Annotated in this window: 18 protein-coding genes; 8 read left to right on the top strand and 10 right to left on the bottom strand. The window is 73.0% G+C overall.

Features of this window, described 5'->3' with window-relative positions:
- Positions 1-296: 296 nt before the first annotated feature.
- The 6 genes from ACZ6RC_RS28920 to hypE are packed head-to-tail and all read left to right on the top strand — an operon-like array spanning position 297 to position 6,463.
- Positions 297-692 (top strand): hydrogenase maturation nickel metallochaperone HypA/HybF, encoded by a 396-nt coding sequence (locus ACZ6RC_RS28920; RefSeq protein ID WP_469588641.1) that lies wholly within the window; start codon positions 297-299, stop codon positions 690-692.
- 2 nt (positions 693-694) lie between these two features.
- Complete coding sequence (gene hypB, locus ACZ6RC_RS28915) at positions 695-1,390, top strand: hydrogenase nickel incorporation protein HypB (RefSeq protein ID WP_469588639.1); 696 nt, start codon at positions 695-697, stop codon at positions 1,388-1,390.
- A complete protein-coding gene (hypF, locus tag ACZ6RC_RS28910) occupies positions 1,387-3,867 on the top strand; it encodes a carbamoyltransferase HypF (RefSeq protein WP_469588636.1) in 2,481 nt (826 codons plus the stop codon). The genes hypB and hypF overlap by 4 nt, the downstream gene beginning before the upstream one ends.
- A gap of 10 nt (positions 3,868-3,877) precedes the next feature.
- Positions 3,878-4,198 (top strand): HypC/HybG/HupF family hydrogenase formation chaperone, encoded by a 321-nt coding sequence (locus ACZ6RC_RS28905; protein WP_469588633.1) that lies wholly within the window; start codon positions 3,878-3,880, stop codon positions 4,196-4,198.
- Complete coding sequence (gene hypD / locus ACZ6RC_RS28900; RefSeq protein WP_469588630.1) at positions 4,195-5,385, top strand: hydrogenase formation protein HypD; 1,191 nt, start codon at positions 4,195-4,197, stop codon at positions 5,383-5,385. Before ACZ6RC_RS28905 ends, hypD begins: the two co-directional genes overlap by 4 nt.
- Positions 5,386-5,422: 37 nt before the next feature.
- On the top strand, positions 5,423-6,463 hold the full coding sequence (gene hypE / locus ACZ6RC_RS28895) for a hydrogenase expression/formation protein HypE (protein ID WP_469588883.1): 1,041 nt from the start codon (positions 5,423-5,425) through the stop codon (positions 6,461-6,463).
- Between the two features lie 19 nt (positions 6,464-6,482).
- On the opposite strand, the gene ACZ6RC_RS28890 is transcribed toward hypE, so the two are convergent.
- Positions 6,483-6,722 carry a hypothetical protein gene (locus ACZ6RC_RS28890; protein ID WP_469588627.1) on the bottom strand — a complete coding sequence of 80 codons (240 nt, stop codon included), beginning with the start codon at positions 6,720-6,722 and terminating at the stop codon, positions 6,483-6,485.
- The gene (locus ACZ6RC_RS28885; RefSeq protein ID WP_391136418.1) at positions 6,706-6,957 is read right to left on the bottom strand and encodes a DUF6400 family protein; all 252 of its coding nucleotides are present in this window, start codon (positions 6,955-6,957) and stop codon (positions 6,706-6,708) included. Before ACZ6RC_RS28885 ends, ACZ6RC_RS28890 begins: the two co-directional genes overlap by 17 nt.
- Positions 6,958-7,570: 613 nt before the next feature.
- Between ACZ6RC_RS28885 and ACZ6RC_RS28880 the strand changes: the two genes are divergently transcribed.
- Positions 7,571-8,656 (top strand): S1 family peptidase, encoded by a 1,086-nt coding sequence (locus ACZ6RC_RS28880; RefSeq protein WP_391136413.1) that lies wholly within the window; start codon positions 7,571-7,573, stop codon positions 8,654-8,656.
- 96 nt (positions 8,657-8,752) lie between these two features.
- Here the strand turns inward: ACZ6RC_RS28880 and ACZ6RC_RS28875 are convergent, their stop codons facing one another.
- From ACZ6RC_RS28875 to ACZ6RC_RS28845, 7 genes are all read right to left on the bottom strand, one after another.
- Positions 8,753-10,282: an ABC1 kinase family protein gene (locus ACZ6RC_RS28875; RefSeq protein WP_469588621.1), complete on the bottom strand. Its 1,530-nt coding sequence runs from the start codon at positions 10,280-10,282 to the stop codon at positions 8,753-8,755.
- A gap of 81 nt (positions 10,283-10,363) precedes the next feature.
- On the bottom strand, positions 10,364-10,684 hold the full coding sequence (locus tag ACZ6RC_RS28870; protein WP_469588619.1) for a polyhydroxyalkanoate synthesis regulator DNA-binding domain-containing protein: 321 nt from the start codon (positions 10,682-10,684) through the stop codon (positions 10,364-10,366).
- The gene (locus ACZ6RC_RS28865; RefSeq protein WP_469588616.1) at positions 10,681-11,004 is read right to left on the bottom strand and encodes a hypothetical protein; all 324 of its coding nucleotides are present in this window, start codon (positions 11,002-11,004) and stop codon (positions 10,681-10,683) included. Before ACZ6RC_RS28865 ends, ACZ6RC_RS28870 begins: the two co-directional genes overlap by 4 nt.
- A gap of 169 nt (positions 11,005-11,173) precedes the next feature.
- Positions 11,174-12,271 carry a terpene synthase family protein gene (locus tag ACZ6RC_RS28860; RefSeq protein WP_469588613.1) on the bottom strand — a complete coding sequence of 366 codons (1,098 nt, stop codon included), beginning with the start codon at positions 12,269-12,271 and terminating at the stop codon, positions 11,174-11,176.
- A gap of 161 nt (positions 12,272-12,432) precedes the next feature.
- The gene (locus tag ACZ6RC_RS28855) at positions 12,433-13,503 is read right to left on the bottom strand and encodes a polyprenyl synthetase family protein (protein WP_469588610.1); all 1,071 of its coding nucleotides are present in this window, start codon (positions 13,501-13,503) and stop codon (positions 12,433-12,435) included.
- Positions 13,500-14,630: a flavodoxin-dependent (E)-4-hydroxy-3-methylbut-2-enyl-diphosphate synthase gene (gene ispG, locus ACZ6RC_RS28850; RefSeq protein ID WP_469588607.1), complete on the bottom strand. Its 1,131-nt coding sequence runs from the start codon at positions 14,628-14,630 to the stop codon at positions 13,500-13,502. Before ispG ends, ACZ6RC_RS28855 begins: the two co-directional genes overlap by 4 nt.
- 296 nt (positions 14,631-14,926) lie before the next feature.
- Entirely contained in the window at positions 14,927-15,502 is a 576-nt protein-coding gene (locus tag ACZ6RC_RS28845; RefSeq protein ID WP_469588604.1) for a DUF6368 family protein, read from the bottom strand.
- 80 nt (positions 15,503-15,582) lie between these two features.
- On the opposite strand from ACZ6RC_RS28845, the gene ACZ6RC_RS28840 reads away from it, so the two are divergent.
- On the top strand, positions 15,583-16,098 hold the full coding sequence (locus ACZ6RC_RS28840; protein WP_469588600.1) for a putative immunity protein: 516 nt from the start codon (positions 15,583-15,585) through the stop codon (positions 16,096-16,098).
- 44 nt (positions 16,099-16,142) lie between these two features.
- Here ACZ6RC_RS28840 and ACZ6RC_RS28835 read toward each other — a convergent pair whose 3' ends face one another.
- On the bottom strand, positions 16,143-17,072 hold the full coding sequence (locus ACZ6RC_RS28835) for a LysR family transcriptional regulator (protein ID WP_469588880.1): 930 nt from the start codon (positions 17,070-17,072) through the stop codon (positions 16,143-16,145).
- Positions 17,073-17,160 lie beyond the last annotated feature (88 nt).

The raw sequence follows: 17,160 nt of genomic DNA, 5'->3' as shown, positions 1-17,160 counted from the left end.
CCGGCCGGCGTCACGGTGAGCGTGACGTCGACGGGGCGGGTGCCACACGGAACGGGGTCCCGCGCGGCCCGAGGGACGCACGAGAACCCGCCGGCCCGCGCAGGACCTCCCGCCCCGCCATGACACCCCGGCCCGCACGCGGCTTCGCGGGCCGGGCGCCCGGGCCGCGGCCGCCCTGAGTGCTCCACCGAACGGACGACACCAGCGCCCGGCCCGGCGTGCCGGGCCGCCCGTGCCCGCCCGCCCGTCCTCTAATGGCGCCCGAGAGCCACCCCGCGCGCCCAGGACGGAGACCGATGCACGAGATGTCCGTCGCGGTGGCCGTCGTCGACCAGGTCGAGACGGCGGCGCGGTCCCGGGGAGCCTCCGGTGTCACCAGCATCCGGCTGGACGTGGGCGAGCTGGCCGGCGTCGTCTCCGACGCGCTCGCCTTCTGCTTCGAACTCGCCTGCGTCGGAACCGTCGTCGAGGGCGCCGAGCTGATCACCCGTACCGTCCCGGGCACCGCGCGCTGTGCCCCGTGTGCCGAGGACTGGGCGGTCGGCATGCCGCCGACGCTGCTCTGCCCCGGCTGCGGCGCCGCGGCCGACGAGCTCGTCTCCGGCCGCGAACTCCGCATCCGCGAGGTCCGCTGGGCCGACCCCGCGACGGCGCGCGCACACGATCGCCGCCCCATCCCCGAGGAGAGCTGAGCATGTGCCGAGCCGTCGACCTCCAGCGTGCCGTCCTCGCCAAGAACGAGGCCGCGGCGCAGATCCTCCGTACCGAACTCACCGCTCGCGGCACCACCGTCGTCAACCTGCTCTCCAGCCCCGGAAGCGGCAAGACCGCCCTGCTGGAGAGCGAACTGCGCCTCGCCCGCGAGCGGGACGTCAGCGTCGCCGCGCTCACCGCCGACCTGGCCACGGAGAACGACGCCCTCCGGCTCGCCCGCGCGGGCGTCCCGGTCAAGCAGGTCCTCACCGACGGCCTGTGCCACCTGGAGGCCGACATGGTCGCCCGGCACCTGCACGACTGGCTGCCCGAACACACCCGGCTGCTCTTCGTCGAGAACGTCGGCAACCTCGTCTGCCCCGCCGGCTACGACCTCGGCGAGTCCCTCCGGGTCGTGCTCGCCTCCGTCACCGAGGGGGAGGACAAGCCCCTCAAGTACCCCACGGCCTTCGGCCTCGCGCAGCTGGTGATCGTCACGAAGACCGACATGGCCGAGGCCGCCGCGTTCGACGAGTCGGCCTTCCGCGCCCACGTCCAGCAGGTCAACCCCGGGGTGGAGGTCGTCCTCACCTCGGTGCGCGACGGCCGCGGCGCCGGCGTCCTGCTCGACCGGGCCCTGGCCGCCGCCGAGGGGAACACCGTCCACAGCCCGGTGATGGCCCAGGTCGGCGCGTGACCACCGCGCGGCCCGCCGGCACCACCGAGACGGCCCCGCGGCGCAGCCGCGTGGTCGTCCGCGGTGTCGTCCAGGGCGTGGGCTTCCGGCCCTACGTCCACGCCCTCGCCACCGGGCTGCGCCTGTCGGGCCACGTCACCAACACGGCGGAGGGCGTCGTCGCCGAAGTGGAGGGCGCCCCGGCGGACGTGGCGGCCTTCTGCGCCCGCCTCGCGCCCGACGCGCCGCCCCTGGCCCGGGTGGAATCCGTCGAGGCGGCCGACGTGGCCGCGAGCGGCGGCCGCGGCTTCACCATCGTGCCCTCCCTCCAGGGCGGCGCCGTCCGCACCCTCGTCCCCCCGGACACGGCCACCTGCGCCGACTGCCTCGCGGAACTCGCGGACCCGGCCGACCGGCGGTACCTGCACCCGTTCATCACGTGCACCCACTGCGGGCCACGGTTCACCATCGTCACCGGCCTGCCCTACGACCGGGCCCACACCACGATGGCCGGCTTCCCGATGTGCGAGGACTGCGCCCGGGAGTACGCCGACCCGACGGACCGCCGCTTCCACGCCCAGCCGGTCGCCTGCCCCCACTGCGGCCCCCGCCTCCGCCTGCTCCCGGGCCCGGGGAACCCGGACAGCCGGGACGCCGACCAGGAGAGCGCTCCCGACGCGGACTCGGGCCGGGCTTCCGGGGCCGACACGGACGACCGCGACCCCGACCCGGACCCCGTCGCCGGCGCGCGCCGGATGCTCGCCGCCGGGGCGATCCTCGCCGTCAAGGGCCTGGGGGGCTACCACCTGGCCTGTGACGCGACGAACGCCGACGCGGTGGCCGAACTGCGCCGCCGCAAGGCGCGCGGCGACAAGCCGTTCGCGATGATGGCGGCCGACCTCGCCGACATCGAGCCCCTCGTCCACCTCGGCCCGCTCGAACGCGAACTCCTCTCCGGCGGCGCCCGCCCCGTCGTCCTGCTGCGGCGCCGTGACGATGCCGCACCGCGCCCCGGGGCCGCCCCGGCCCCGGCGGTGGCGCCGGGCAGCCCGGACCTCGGCTTCATGCTCCCGTACACCCCCGTGCACCATCTGCTCCTCGGTCTGGGCGCACCGGACCGTGAGGGGCCACGGCTGCTGGTCATGACCAGCGGCAACCTCTCGGGCGAACCGATCGTCACGGACGACGCGGAGGCGCTGACCAGGCTCACCGGTCTGGCGGACGCCTGGCTGCTGCACGACCGCCCCATCCACGTCCCCTGCGACGACTCCGTCGTCCGCGTCTGCGACGGCGAGGAGCTGACCCTGCGCCGCTCGCGCGGCTACGCCCCGCTGCCCGTCACCCTGCCCGTCGAGGTCGCCCCCGCCCTCGCCGTCGGGGGCGATCTGAAGAACACCTTCTGCCTCGGTGAGGGACGCCGGGCATGGCTCTCCGCCCACATCGGCGACATGGACGACCTCTCCACCCAGCTCGCCCTCGTCACCGCCGAGCGGCAGCTGGAGTCCGTCACGGGCGTACGCCCCGGGCTGCTGGCCGCGGACCGTCACCCCGGCTACCGCTCCACCGGCTGGGCCCGGCGGCAGGCGGCCGGGCGGCCCGTCGTCCCGGTGCAGCACCACCACGCGCACATCGCCTCCGCCATGGCCGAGCACGGTCTCGACGGCGCCCGGCCGGTGATCGGTGTCGCCTTCGACGGCACCGGCCACGGTCTCGACGGCGCCGTGTGGGGCGGGGAGTTCCTCATCGCCGACTACGCCGGGTTCGCGCGGTTCGCGCACCTCGCCTACGTCCCCCTGCCCGGCGGCGACGCGGCCGTACGACGCCCCTACCGCATGGCGCTCTCCCATCTGCGGGCCGCGGGGATCGCCCCCGACCCCGGACTGCCGTGCACCCGCGCCTGCCCGCCCGATGAACTTCCCTTGCTGCAGCAGCAGTTGGAGCGCGGACTGAACTGCGTGCCCACGTCCAGCATGGGCCGGCTCTTCGACGCCGTCTCCTCCCTCGCCGGCATCCGCCACCACGCCGGATACGAGGCTCAGGCCGCGATCGAGCTGGAGGCGGCGGCGCTGCGGGCGCCGGCGGTGGCGGAGGACGAACGCTACGCCTTCCGGCTGGAGCCGGGGCGGGCCGGCGATCCGCTCACGGCCGACCCCGCGCCCCTGCTGGCGGCGGTGGTCGACGACGTGCTCGACGGCGCCCCCGCACCCGTCGTCGCGGCCCGCTTCCACCGGGCGGTGGCCCGACTGGTCCGTACGGTCTGCGCCGCCGCCCGGAGCGGGACCGGTGTGGAGACGGTCGCGCTGAGCGGGGGAGTCTTCGCCAACGCGGTGCTCTCCTCCGCCTGCGCCCACGGTCTGCGCGAGGACGGCTTCACCGTGCTGCGCCATCACCGGATCCCGCCGAACGACGGCGGTCTGGCGCTCGGCCAGCTCGTCGTGGCCGCCCGTGTCACGGACCGGGCGGCCGTCCCCGGCACGCCACGACGAGAGCGACAGTGAGGAGACACCCATGTGCCTGGCGGTACCCGGAAGAGTGCTGGACGTCGAGGACCGGGACGGCACCCGGATGGCCACGGTCGACTTCGGAGGCGTGGTCAAGGAGGTGTGCCTGGAGTACCTGCCGGACCTGAAGCCCGGCGAGTACGCCATCGTCCACGTCGGGTTCGCCCTGCAGCGGCTCGACGAGGAGTCGGCCAGAAGGACGCTGGAGCTGTTCGAGACCCTCGGCATGCTCCAGGAGGAGTTCGGCGACCCGTGGGAGTCGGCCGCCGAAGTGACGCGAGACGAGCGGCCGCCGACCGAGGGCGTGGCCGGAGAGGTGCGGCGGTGAAGTACATCGACGAGTTCCAGGACCCCGAGCTGGCCCGGCGGCTGCTCGACGAGATCCGGGCGACGGTGACCCGGCCCTGGGCGCTGATGGAGGTCTGCGGCGGTCAGACCCACACCATCATCCGGCACGGGATCGACCAACTGCTGCCGCCAGAGGTGGAGTTGATCCACGGGCCGGGCTGCCCGGTGTGCGTGACGCCGCTGGAAGTGATCGACAAGGCGCTGGAGATCGCCTCCCGGCCCGGGGTGATCTTCTGCTCCTTCGGGGACATGCTGCGGGTCCCCGGCACCGGCCGTGACCTGTTCCAGGTCCGCGGACAGGGCGGCGACGTACGCGTCGTCTACTCCCCGCTCGACGCGCTGCGGATCGCCGAGCAGAACCCCGACCGCGAAGTGGTCTTCTTCGGCATCGGCTTCGAGACGACGGCGCCGCCCAACGCCATGACGGTCCACCAGGCGCGCAAGCTCGGCATCCGCAACTTCAGCCTGCTCGTCTCCCACGTACGCGTACCCCCGGCGATCGAGGCGATCATGAGGTCCCCGGACTGCCGCGTCCAGGGGTTCCTCGCCGCCGGGCACGTGTGCAGTGTGATGGGGACGGCGGAGTACCCCGACCTCGCCGCACGGCACCGGGTGCCCATCGTCGTCACCGGTTTCGAGCCGCTGGACATCCTCGAAGGCGTGCGACGGACCGTGCTCCAACTGGAGCGGGGGGAGCACACCGTCGAGAACGCCTATCCGCGCGCGGTGCCGCCCGAGGGGAACCCGGCCGCGCAGGCGATGCTGGACGACGTCTTCGAGGTCACCGACCGCGCGTGGCGCGGGATCGGCGTCATCCCGGACAGCGGCTGGCGGCTGTCGGAGCGGTACCGGGCGTACGACGCCGAGCACCGGTTCTCCGTCGAGGGGATCGACACCCGCGAGCCGGCCGAGTGCCGCAGCGGCGAGGTCCTGCAGGGGCTGCTGAAGCCCCACGAGTGCGAGGCGTTCGGCACGACCTGCACGCCCCGCTCCCCGCTGGGCGCCACCATGGTCTCCAGCGAGGGGGCGTGCGCCGCGTACTACCTGTACCGGCGGCTCGACCTCGGCGCCCCGGCGCAGAAATCCCCCGCGCGGCAGGCCCCGGCCCCGTCCGCGGATCAGGCCCCGGCCACGTCCGCCGCCCTGGAGGGGAGTTCCGTTGTCTGAGCTCACCCGCGTCACGCCTGCGGAGCAGGCACCCGACATGCTCGCCTGGACCTGTCCGGCACCCCTGCGGGACCAGCCGCGCGTGGTGATGGGCCACGGCGGAGGCGGCGCCCTGTCCGCCGAACTCGTCGAGCAGATCTTCGCGCCCGCCTTCGGCGGACCCGCGCTCTCGGTCACCACCGACGCGGCGACCGTCGAACTCGGGGGCGCCCGGCTGGCCTTCTCCACCGACTCCTACGTGGTCCGCCCCCTCTTCTTCCCCGGGGGCAGCATCGGCGACCTGGCCGTGAACGGCACCGTCAACGACCTCGCCATGAGCGGCGCCCGCGCGGCCTACCTGTCCTGCGGGTTCATCCTGGAGGAAGGGGTGGAGACCGAGGTCGTGACCCGGGTGGCGAACGCGCTCGGCGCGGCGGCCCGCGCGGCGGGCGTGCAGGTGGCGACGGGCGACACGAAGGTGGTGGAGGCCGGCCACGGCGACGGCGTGTACATCAACACCTCCGGCATCGGTCTCGTCCCGCCCGGTGTCGACCTCCGGCCGCAGCGCGTCGTCCCCGGCGACGTGGTCATCGTGAGCGGGCCCATCGGCGTCCACGGCGTGGCGATCATGAGCGTGCGCGAGGGCCTGGAGTTCGGCGTCGAGATCGAGAGCGACTGCGCTCCGCTCGGCGGCCTGGTGGAGGCGATGCTCGCCGTCACCTCGGACCTGCACGTGCTCCGCGACCCCACGCGCGGGGGGCTCGCCGCCTCGCTCAACGAGATCGCGGCCGCATCGGGAGCCGGCGTCGTCGTCCAGGAGCGGGCCGTCCCCGTCCCCACCCCGGTGGCCGGCGCCTGCGCGATGCTCGGCCTCGACCCGATGTACGTCGCGAACGAGGGAAAGCTCGTGGCCTTCGTCCCGCGTGAGCACGCCGACGCCGTCCTCGCCGCGATGCGGGCCCATCCGCTGGGAGCCGGGGCGGCCGTGATCGGGGAGGCCGTCGAGGCGCACCCGGGCATGGTGGTGGCGCGTACGGGCCTCGGTGGTACGCGGGTGGTCGACATGCCGCTCGGCGAGCAGCTGCCGCGGATCTGCTGAGCATCGGCCCCCGGGAGCGTCAGCCGTGGGGGCCCCGGTCGCGGCGGCGCTCGCGAGCGGTGTCGAGGGTCCATGTGTGGGTGCAGTTCGGGCACTGCAGATGGACCCTCGGCCCCTTGTTGGCGATCAGATAGCGCCAGTGGTCCGCACAGTTGCGGCGGTCCGCGCAGGTCGCGCAGTCACGGGCGTCGTCGCACCCCGGACAGGCGACCCAGGCGCGGCGGGCCCGGTCGGCGTGGGGGTCAATGGGCAGCCGCACGGCCGGGCTCCTCTCCCGGCAGCACGCCCGCCGCCACCAGCATGGCGTGGATCCGCCGCTGCTCGGCGTCCAGACCCGAGTAGAGCAGGGCGTGCGCCGCCTCTTCTCCCCGAAGCACCGCCACCGGGTCCCAGTCGGGTCCCAGAGCCGCGACGACTTCGGCCCGCCGGCGCGCCTCCTCGGCGGTGAGGTCGATGGTGAAGGTGACGTGGTCGGGATCGGAGCCCTGGTTCATGGCGGTGCTTTCGGCGTAATCGAACAGGTTTCGCCACGTCTACCAGAGGGGGCCGGGGGCGCGGAAGAGGGGCGTGAGCGGACGAAACGTGATCATGCGCCCGCCCGGAGGGGCGGCCGGCGCGCGGACGACGGCGGCCGGAAACCGAATTGAGGCGCACGCGCGACCGTGGAGCGGGGTCGGGAGGCTCGGAGCTCGGGGACCCGCTGTGGCGCACCTCACGCGAGAGCGGCCAAAGGGCGGTCGTACGGACCGGCGGCGCGCTCCGGTCGGCGCGACCGGGCCGGCCCCGCGCGCCGGGGCATCTCCGAGGGGCGCGGAGACCGGGGGCCGGCGCCTCGGGCGGGTCGGAGTGAATCTCGCCCTGCCGATCGGCGGCCTCGCCCAGCGGATCGACGGGTGCTTCGCCGCGCGGGCCGGCCGTCGGAGCGGCGAGCGCGGGGCCCGAACGGCCCGCGTCCGTGAAGGACCTGTGAACGCAGGGGTGTTGTCAGGTGTGCGTACGGGAGACGGTCTTGTGTGCGACTGCGACGCGTCGGAATAGTTCGACGGGTCATCCTCCGTACCCGGACACCCCACATCGTCCGGGCACGGCCCCCCACAGGAGGTCATTTTGAAGCACCGTCGCATAGCCAGGCGCAAGACCGCCGTCGCGGGTGGTGCGGTCGCCGCACTGGTCATCGCGGGCATCTCGTTCCAGAGTGCGAACGCCACCGACGCCACGGAGCAGTTCACCGTCAAGGCGCTCAGCGCGCCGGCCGCCGGCACGCTCGCCCTCTCCCTCAAGGCGGACCTCGGCACGGACGAGGCGGGCGCCTACTACGACGCCGCCACCAAGGCGCTGGTGGTGAACGTGGTGTCCGAGGACGCCGCGCGGACCGTGCGCGAGGCGGGCGGCAAGGCCCGCGTCGTCGAGAACACCCTCGCCGAGCTGACCGGAGCCCGGAAGGCGCTGACCGAGAAGGCGGCCATCCCCGGCACCGCCTGGGCCACCGACCCGGTGACCAACAAGGTCGTCGTCACGGCCGACCGTACGGTCACCGGCGCGAAGCTCACCAAGCTCCAGGAGGTCGTGAAGAACCTCGGTGGCAAGGCCGAACTCAAGCGCACCGCGGGAGAGTTCAAGCCCTTCGCCGCCGGCGGCGACGCGATCCACTCCGGCGGGGGCCGTTGCTCCCTCGGCTTCAACGTGGTGAAGGACGGCGCGCCGCACTTCATCACCGCCGGCCACTGCGGTGAGACCGGCAGCGAGTGGTCGGACTCGGCGGGCGGCGCGGCCATCGGCTCGATGGTCGACTCCCAGTTCCCGGGCAACGACTTCGCGCTGGTGAAGTACAGCGGCGACACCGCGCACCCGAGCGAGGTCAACCTGTACAACGGCAGCGCCCAGGCCATCACCAAGGCGGGCGACGCCACGGTCGGCATGCAGGTGCAGCGCAGCGGTTCGACCACCCAGGTCCACGACGGTGAGGTCACCGGCCTCGACGCGACCGTGAACTACGGCAACGGCGACGTCGTCGAGGGCCTCATCCAGACCTCGGTCTGCGCCGAGCCCGGCGACAGCGGCGGCTCGCTCTTCGCCGGCGACACGGCGATCGGCCTCACCTCCGGCGGCAGCGGCGACTGCTCCTCGGGTGGAGAGACGTTCTTCCAGCCGGTGACCGAGGCGCTCGCGACCTTCGGCGCCGAGATCGGCTGACGGCCGGATCCTGTGAGCGGCGGGACCGCCCCCGACAAGGGGGCGGTCCCGCCGTGCTTTTCCGGAGCCGGCCGGCTCTGCTGCCGGCCTCATCACTCACGCCGGTCCGGGCCCTGCCCACCCCCTGGCCCGGCCGCGTCCGCTCCAGATGAGGGCGGCGGCCAGGATGAGCGCCGCGCGGGTGTGGGACGCGCCGGCCGAGGGCCGGCTGCCGTCGAACGCGGCCCTCTCCGTCGCCCGCGGGGTGTCGGGGCGCTCGGCGAGACTGCGCAGGATCTCGCGCCCCTGTTGCAGGCCGCCGGGGGCGGCGATCATGATCTCCAGCGCCGTGCGGGCGGCTTGCTGCTCGGAGAGCGTCTCCTGGGCGAGGCCGAACATGATGGTGCGCAGGTTCTCCTGGAAGACGTCCGTGATGGACAGTTCGGGGCACAGGTGGCGGACGGACCCTTCCAGGTTGGCGAAGGACTTTCCGAGGAGGGCGATGGCGGGGCTGGACTGGATGCCGCGGCGGGTGGCGTGGGTGAGGACGGCGGTGAGGGTGACGCCGAAGTCGAGCTCCTCCAGCGAGGCGGAGGTGACCTTGGGTACGAGGGCGGCCATGTCCGTACGGAAGCCGGCCAGGTCGGCCCAGGGAGTGGGCCGGCCCATCTCCGTCCAGGTCTTCGCCAGTCCGGTGCCGTCATTGGCGGCCACGTTGAGCAGGGCCAGGACCAGGCTCCTGCTGACGTTGGCTTCCACCCGGCCCGTCATGCCCCAGTCGATCAGATGGGCGGGGTGCCCGGGGGCGACGAAGATGTTTCCCGGGTGGGGATCGGCGTGGAAGGAGCGGTCGAGGAAGAACCCCCGGAACATGAACGCCATCAGGTCGCGCCCGATGCCGGCGCGCTCGTCGGCGGTGAGCTCCTCCGGGTCGGCGGCGTGGACCGAGGCGCCGGGGGCGAGCGACTGGACCAGAACCCGACGGGTGGGATCCAGGAGAACGACGGGGACGGTCAGGTGCTTGAAGTCCTCGGTCAGACGGAGGGCGGTACGCATGTGGGCGGCCTCCTTGCGGAAGTCGCCCTCACCCTCCATCGCGTCGAAGAGCACCCCCAGCATGGCCGGCAGATCGATCACGGCGGCGAACCGGGGGGCGGCCCTGCTGATCAGACGGGCCGTCCGGCGCAGAACGGCCATGTCCTGCGCCATGATCTGTTCGACGCCAGGGCGTTGGATCTTCACCGCGGCCGGTTTGCCGTCGGCCAGCACGGCGCGGTGTACCTGGGCCAGCGAAGCGGCCCCCAGCGGCGTATCGGTATCAATCTCGCGGAAGAGCCGTGACCAGCGGGCGCCGAAGTCCCGGACCAGGACCGGCTCCAGCACATCGAACGGCACCGGAGTGACCTCGTCATGGAGGCGGGCGAGTTCCTCGATCATCGCCGCCGGCACGAAGTCGGGGCGGGTGGAGAGCAGCTGCCCGGCCTTGATGTAGAACGGTCCGAGTGACTGCAGCGCCTCACGCACCGCCCGGGCGCGCGCTCGCTCCTCCTCCCCGCGATCCCCGCCGCCACCGCGTCGGGACCGGCGCGCCTCCTGCGCAAGGAGACCGCCCAGCACACCGGCGACGTACCGGGCGCGAGATGACACACAGCCTCCCCAGCCAGTCACACACGTCCCTGCCGACGGCGCTCGCCGCCACCGGCCCCTGCGCCCGCGAACCGTCCGCGGTCACGTTCCGCCGGGGAGGCGATCCGTCGTCGCCACCCGCCCGAGCAGTGACTCCACCACGCCCGAGGCCCCGCTCGCGGCCTGCGCCCTCCCGGGCAGCATCGGCGCAAGACCGATGCTGAGCACCCGGGCCAGGACCTGGTAGGTGCACTCGCTGCCGCTCTCGCTCTCCGTGACCCGGAAACGGCGCCCGCACCGCACGTCGTCGGCCAGCCCCTCCAAGGTGACCGGCCGGCACGTGAGGGCGTCGAACAACCGCCCCCCTTCGGCGCGGACGAGGAGGCGCTCCCCGTCCGCACCGACATGGGCCCGCATGGTCATGCCCGGGGCGCCGAGGGTTGACCGTCGGCCGGTTCGGCCCGCGGCTGCGGCGTGGCCAGGCCGTCGAGCTTCGTGTTCAGCGCGGCCAGCGCTTCCCACACCCGAGTGAGGTCCGCGGCCTGGGCCGGTGCGGTCTGCGCGGTCCCATGGGCCGTGGCGTCCTTGTCTCCCTCTTCCTCCAGGAGGGCGATGATCGTCTCCCGGGCCCTGCCCTCCACTTCCGCCAAACGGTCGAGGAGACCGTCGGCGCCGTCCATGGCGCCGTCCACGACGGTGCCGGCGAACTTGATGATGCCGCGACGCGGCCAGGTCTTGCTCATGAGGGGCTGCTCCTTCGGTTCGGGTCCGCCGTAGGCGGAGGCTCTCAGGGGCTCCGCGAAAGGGAGGGTGTTCGTTTCCGTGTGCGCCCCGCTGCCGGGCCCTGTGCGGCGTGCACCCCGGAGCGCGGGAGCGCGAGCGCCGTACAGGGCCGTCATCGGCTGGGTCCGGTCACCCGCGCAGCTGTTGCCACCACCAGGCGATCGAGGGGCAGGGCAGGGGTTCGGTGCTGGGGTCGCTGGGACGGTCGGTGAGGGTCAGCGGGATGGGGGCGGGATTCACCGGCGGGGGCTGGGTGCGGGAGGTGACGGCGGTGTAGCGGGCGGAGTGCGCGCCCCAGTCGAGGTTGGAGCGGATCGCGTAGGCGAGGTCCGCGACGTAGGCCCTCGCGGGGGCGCTCAGCCTCGGCTGTTCCTGCTCGCGCAGACTCAGGAACAGGGTGGTCAGGCGGTCCCGCAGGGCCACCGCCTGGTGGATGGCCTGCTCGGGCGGGCAGTCGTTCAGCCGGGCGAGCAGCATCACGACGTTGATCTGGGTCTTGTCGATGAGCAGCTCGCGGTTGTAGGAGAGCAGATCGTTGTCGAGGGCCATCATCAGGAAGGACGACTCCTGCAGGGCGCGCATGGCGGGGGAGTGCAGTTCGTCGTTGGGGATCTCCTCCCCGTTGGTGATCTCCGACCAGCACAGGCTGGCGGCGCCGCCGGCGTTCAGCATCCGCTGGTGCACGAATTCGTCCAGGCTGGAGAGGGCGGGGCTGGCCATCCCCCACAGGATCGCGTGGAACCACTTACGGTGAGCCTCGACGAACCGGTAGAGCTGGGTGGGGGTGGCGACGGCCTGCACCGAGGCCATGAGCGACTGCAGCGCGGCGATGGGGCCGGTCCGATCCGCCGCCGGTTCGGTGGCCGGGGACTCCATGACGCGAAGCAGGTGGCTGGTGAGGCCGATCGCCGAAGCGAGCTTGGAGGGGGTGACGGCGGTCTCCATACGGACGTCGTCGACGTAGAAGATCCAGTGCAGCCATCGGGCGGTGAGCGCGACCCGGTCGGTGAGGCCTTCGGGGTAGATGCGGGCCATCGCGTCCGCGTAGTTCCGTGCGATGACCCAGGACCGGTCGATGTCGCTGGTGTAGAGGCGGAAGCGGTCGAGCCAGATCCGGGAATCGCGGTCGATGGTCTCGAACTCGGGATGAACGGCCGCGTCGATGGGGCAGTACAGCGGCGGCACGTGCAGCAGTCGCGCGGTGGTCGTGTCCGGGATCGTGGACATGGTGTGGCTCCCTCGTGGGTGCGGGTGATGGGGGTGGCGTTCCCGCCGGTCGGATGACAGCCCGATACGGGACGGCGGTGGTGACAGGCCGTCGGGGCCGGAGAGGTACGGGCAGTGGCGCGCGCACCGGCCCGGCCTGGCCGGTGCGGTGAGCCTGTTCGTCAGGACGTGCGGCTGCCCGTGACGGTGGCCAGGTGCCTCAATGTGGTGGTGGCGGGGATCCGCAGGGCGCTGTCGCGCAGCGCTCGTTCAGCGGCGTCGAGACGGTCGGTGATCATCTGTTCGACGGCGGCGGCCGCCCCCGTGGTGACCAGCACCGCGCGCAGGTCGTCCGCCGACGCCTGGTCGAGAGAGGGGTCGCCCAGAAGGCTGTTCAGGGTGCGCCGCTGGGCAGGGGTCGCCCGTGCGCGGGCGGTGGTGACCAGCACGGTGTGCTTGCCCTCGCGCAGGTCGTCCAGGGTGGACTTGCCGGTCCGCGCGGGGTCGCCGAAGACGCCGAGGAGGTCGTCGCGCAGCTGGAACGCCTCACCGAGCGGGATCGCGTAGGCGGACAGGGACCGCAGTTGCGCGGGGTCGGCGCCGGCCGGGGCTGCGCCCAGATGCAGGGGCCGCTCGACGGTGTACTTCGCCGTCTTGTAGCGGATGATGCGCCACGCCGTCTCCGCGGCGGCCCTCGGATTCGCCGTCGCGGTCAGGTCCAGGTACTGGCCGATCAGGGTTTCGGTACGGACCGTGTTCAGCAGCTTCCAGGTCCGGTTGACCCGGGCGTCGCCTACGTGCAGGAGCTCGTACGACCAGCCGAGGGCCAGGTCGCCCAGCAGGATCGCGGCGTTCACGCCGAGGGCGTGGGCGTCCGGGCGGTGGGCGTGGTGGGCTGCCAGGGCGCGGTGGGCGGTGGGCCGGCCACGGCGGGTATCGGACTTGTCCATGATGTCGTCGTGGATGAGGGCGAAGGCGTGGAAGAGCTCCAGGGAGGCGGCCACCCGCCAGAGCGCGGGCGGCGGCGCCTGGTCGCTGATCGCCGCCCAACCGGTGACGCAGAGGAGGGGGCGGATGCGTTTGCCGCCGGCGGCGAGCATGGTCCTGAGCATGCCGGTGAACAGGGCGATCTCGGGGATGTCGGGGGCCGCTTCCTCCTGTTCGTCGAGGAAGGCGAACAGCACGGCGTCGACGGCGGCACGGATGCCGTCCGGGTCGAGCGGGGCGGCGGGGGAGGTGGCAATCGCGGTCACGAGGCGCCATCCGGGGTGCGGTCGGAGTCGGTCAGTTCGAGAGCCTCGTCGAGGAGCGCTTCGACGATGCGTGATTCGGGCACAGTCCTGACGACGCGGCCGCGGATGAAGATCTGACCCTTGCCGTTGCCGCAGGAGACGCCGATATCGGCCTCACGCGCCTCGCCGGGGCCGTTGACGACACAGCCCATGACAGCGACGCGCAGCGGATGGGGGAAGCCTTCGAAAGCGGCCTGGACCTCGGCGGTGAGCCGGTAGACATCGACCTGGGCGCGGCCGCAGGAAGGGCAGGAGACGATCTCCAGCCGACGGGGCCGCAGACCGAGGGCCTGCAGGATCTGGATGCCGGCCTTGACCTCCTCGACGGGCGGCGCGGTCAGCGACACGCGGATGGTGTCGCCGATCCCCTCGTTCAGGAGGATCGCGAAGGCGGTCGCGGACTTGATGGTTCCCTGCGGCGGCGGTCCGGCCTCCGTCACCCCCAGGTGGAGGGGGTGGTCACAGTGCGCCGCGAGCTCCTGGTAGGCGGCGATCATCGTCAGCGGGTCGTGATGCTTCACGCTGACCTTGAGGTCGGTGAACCCGTGCTCCTCGAACAGCGCGCACTCCCACAGCGCCGACTCGGCAAGGGCCTTCGGGGTGGCCGCGCCGTGCTTGGTCAGCAGCCGTTGGTCCAGAGAACCGGCGTTGACACCGATCCGGATCGGGATCCCCGCGGCGGACGCGGCGTCGGCGATCTCCCGGACCTTGTCGTCGAACTTCCGGATGTTGCCCGGGTTCACGCGGACTCCCGCGCAGCCGGCGTCGATGGCCTGGAAGACGTACTTGGACTGGAAGTGGATATCCGCGATCACCGGAAGCCTCGACTTCGCGACGATCCGGTGGAGGGCGTCGGCGTCGTCCTGGGAAGGCACGGCGACCCGGACGATGTCGCAGCCGGCGGCGGTGAGCTCGGCGATCTGCCGCAAGGTGGCGTCGGCATCAGCGGTGGGGGTGGTGGTCATCGACTGGACGGTGACGGGCGCACCGCCGCCGACGAGGACGTCACCGACCCGCACCTGACGGGTCTGGCGGCGGCGACAGGCGGACGGGGCAAGGGCTGGTTGGGGCAGGTCGACTGCGGTCATACCGACTCTCCGTTGCAGAAGCAGTCAGGCTGGCTGGGTCTACCGGAACGGGCACGAAAGGCCGTGGGCATGATCGGCGGGGCGGATCATCCCCATCCCAGGATCGTCGGGCCCTTCGTCCGCGGGAAGAGAGCACGGAGTCGCATTTGACGCGCGCATGTGCTGCGCGGCTACGCCCCAGGCGTGAGGTGATCGCCCCGCACGCCCGCCGAAATCGGCCACCCGCCCGCGCAACACGGCGCAGGCGCCCGGGACTTGTTCTGCCGACGTCGCGATGCACTCCGCCACGTGAGCCGTCAGCCGGCGAGCAGGTGAAAGTCGGGATGCTTCAGCCAGGCGGACAGGAACGCGCGGTCGCCCACATGGCTGTACCAGCGGCCGCCGTCGTACGTGGTGTAGGGCACCTCCCGGACGCGGCCCGGGAGTGTCGAGACGAGACGCCGGGCCTCGGCCAGGCGCACGGTCTCCTCCTCGGCGGGGAGGTCGTCGAGGGCAGGGCCGTACCCGAGCAGGCCGCCGAAGTCGATCAGTGCGTCGAACCGTTCCGCAAGGAACAGCGCGAGGCGGCCGAGAAGCAGATGGTTCTCCCGCGCCCCGGACGAGGCGAGCAGCGCCAGCTCCGCCACGGGCGGCCGGTCGAGGCCGGGAAAGCCCAGCTCCTGGTAGTCCTCCAGGGTCTCCGGGCCGAGCTGGAACCGTGCGGACGAGGCGTGTGCGAGCCCGCCGAGGCCGATCGCGGCGGGTTCACGGACCCAGAACGTGATCCAGGCGTCGTCCTCGGCCCGCACGTCACAGAAGCCCTCCAGCCACGGTACGGCGTCGAGCGCCCCGCGCGCCTCCGCCAACCACAGTCCGGCCGTGGGTCCGCTCATCACACCCCCCTCGCCCGGGAGGTGCCGCCCGGACTGCCGTAAGGTGGCGCACCCGAAACGCGCGGAGGTGAGGGCACGTCATGATCCTTCCGAAGGTGCGGGATCCCCGCTTCGTGACGATCCGCCGTGGCGGGACCCTCACCGACGCCGATCACCATCTCCTGGCTCTCTGGGCGGCCACGTGTGCGGAGCACGTCCTGGGACTCTTCGAAGCGGTCCGGCCGGAGGACCCCCGACCGCGCGAGGCGATCGAGCACGCCTGGGCCTGGGTGCGTGGCGAGGTCACCATGATGCGGGCCCGCGCGGCGGGCGGCCATGCGATGGGGGCGGCGCGACCTCTGCAGGGCGCCGCACGGCACGCCGCGTACGCAGCCGGCCAGGCCGGGGCCGTCGCGCACGTCGCCGCGCACGAACTCGGCGCGGCCGCCTACGCGATCAAGGCCGTTCGGGCGGCGGCACCGAAGGACGAGAGCGAGGCCGCGGGACGCCTCGAGTGCCAGTGGCAGCGCGACCGGCTCCCGGAGGCGATCAGGGAACTCGTCCTCGACGACCAGAGGCTGCGCAACGACATCTGCTGGTCGGTGTTCGACTGCTGACGGGGCGCCCCCCGAACCCGGCGTTCCCACGGCGTCCGGCCCGCTCAACGGCGAGCGGACGCGGCGGAGGACACGGCCGGTGCGGAGTGCCGCGCGGCTTCCTCGAGCGCGTCGAGCAGGCCGCGCAGGGCCGGTTGGGACAAGGTCCCCTCGCGGACGGCCGCGTGGATGGTGCGGATCGGTTCCGGGCGCCGGACCCGGCGCAGCGCGACGCCCGTCCGGCGGCCGGCCGCCCCCAGGCGGGGGACGAGCCCGACGCCCAGGCCGGCGGCGACGAAGCCGAGGGCGGTGGCGTAGTCCTCGCTGCTCGCGACGAAGTCGGGGGCGAAACCCGCCGCGGCGCACGACTCCAGCATCACGTCGAGACAGGGCCCCGGCGGTTCGCTGCCGATCCACGGCTCCCCGGCGAGGTCGGCGAGGTCGACGACGCGCTGCGCGGCGAGCGGATGGCCGGCGGGGAGCGCGGCGAGGTAGGCGTCGTCGAGGAGGTGGACCAGCCGGACGCCCTCCTGGCCCCCGTGCCGGGGCCTGACGACGATCGCCAGGTCCGCCTCGCCCCGCTCCACCTCCGCCAGCGGGTCCTCCGGATCGATCAGCCGGAGGTCGATCCGTACGTCCGGGTGCTCGCGGCGGAGCCTGGCCAGGGCCGACGCGACGAGCGTGGGGCCGACCGAGGTGAAGTACCGGACGGAGAGCCTGCCGGTGCGTCCGGCGCGCAGATCGGCCAGCGCCGTCTCCGCCTCGGCGAGGCTCTCGCTGATGACCGCCGTGCGCTGCGCGAGGAGCCGGCCCGCCGCCGTCGGTCGCACGCCCCGCCCCACGCGTTCGAGCAGGGCGATGCCGGCCTCCTTCTCCAGCGCCGCCACCTGCTGGCTCACCGCCGAGGGCGTGTACCCCAGGTGGGCCGCGGCCGCGGTCACCGATCCGCTGGTGACGACCGCCCTCAGCACCTGCATCCGTCTCACGTCGAGCATGTAGACCAGCTTAACCATGATGCAGAATCTTTTGATTGTGCTTACGTGTAGTCGACGGCATCGTTCCTTCCCGTGGCAGCAACCCGGG

The sequence above is a fragment of the Streptomyces sp. NPDC048353 genome, assembly GCF_055587165.1.
The sequence above is the reverse complement of the archived record's forward strand: the minus strand, read 5'-3'. Positions and strand labels throughout refer to the sequence as shown.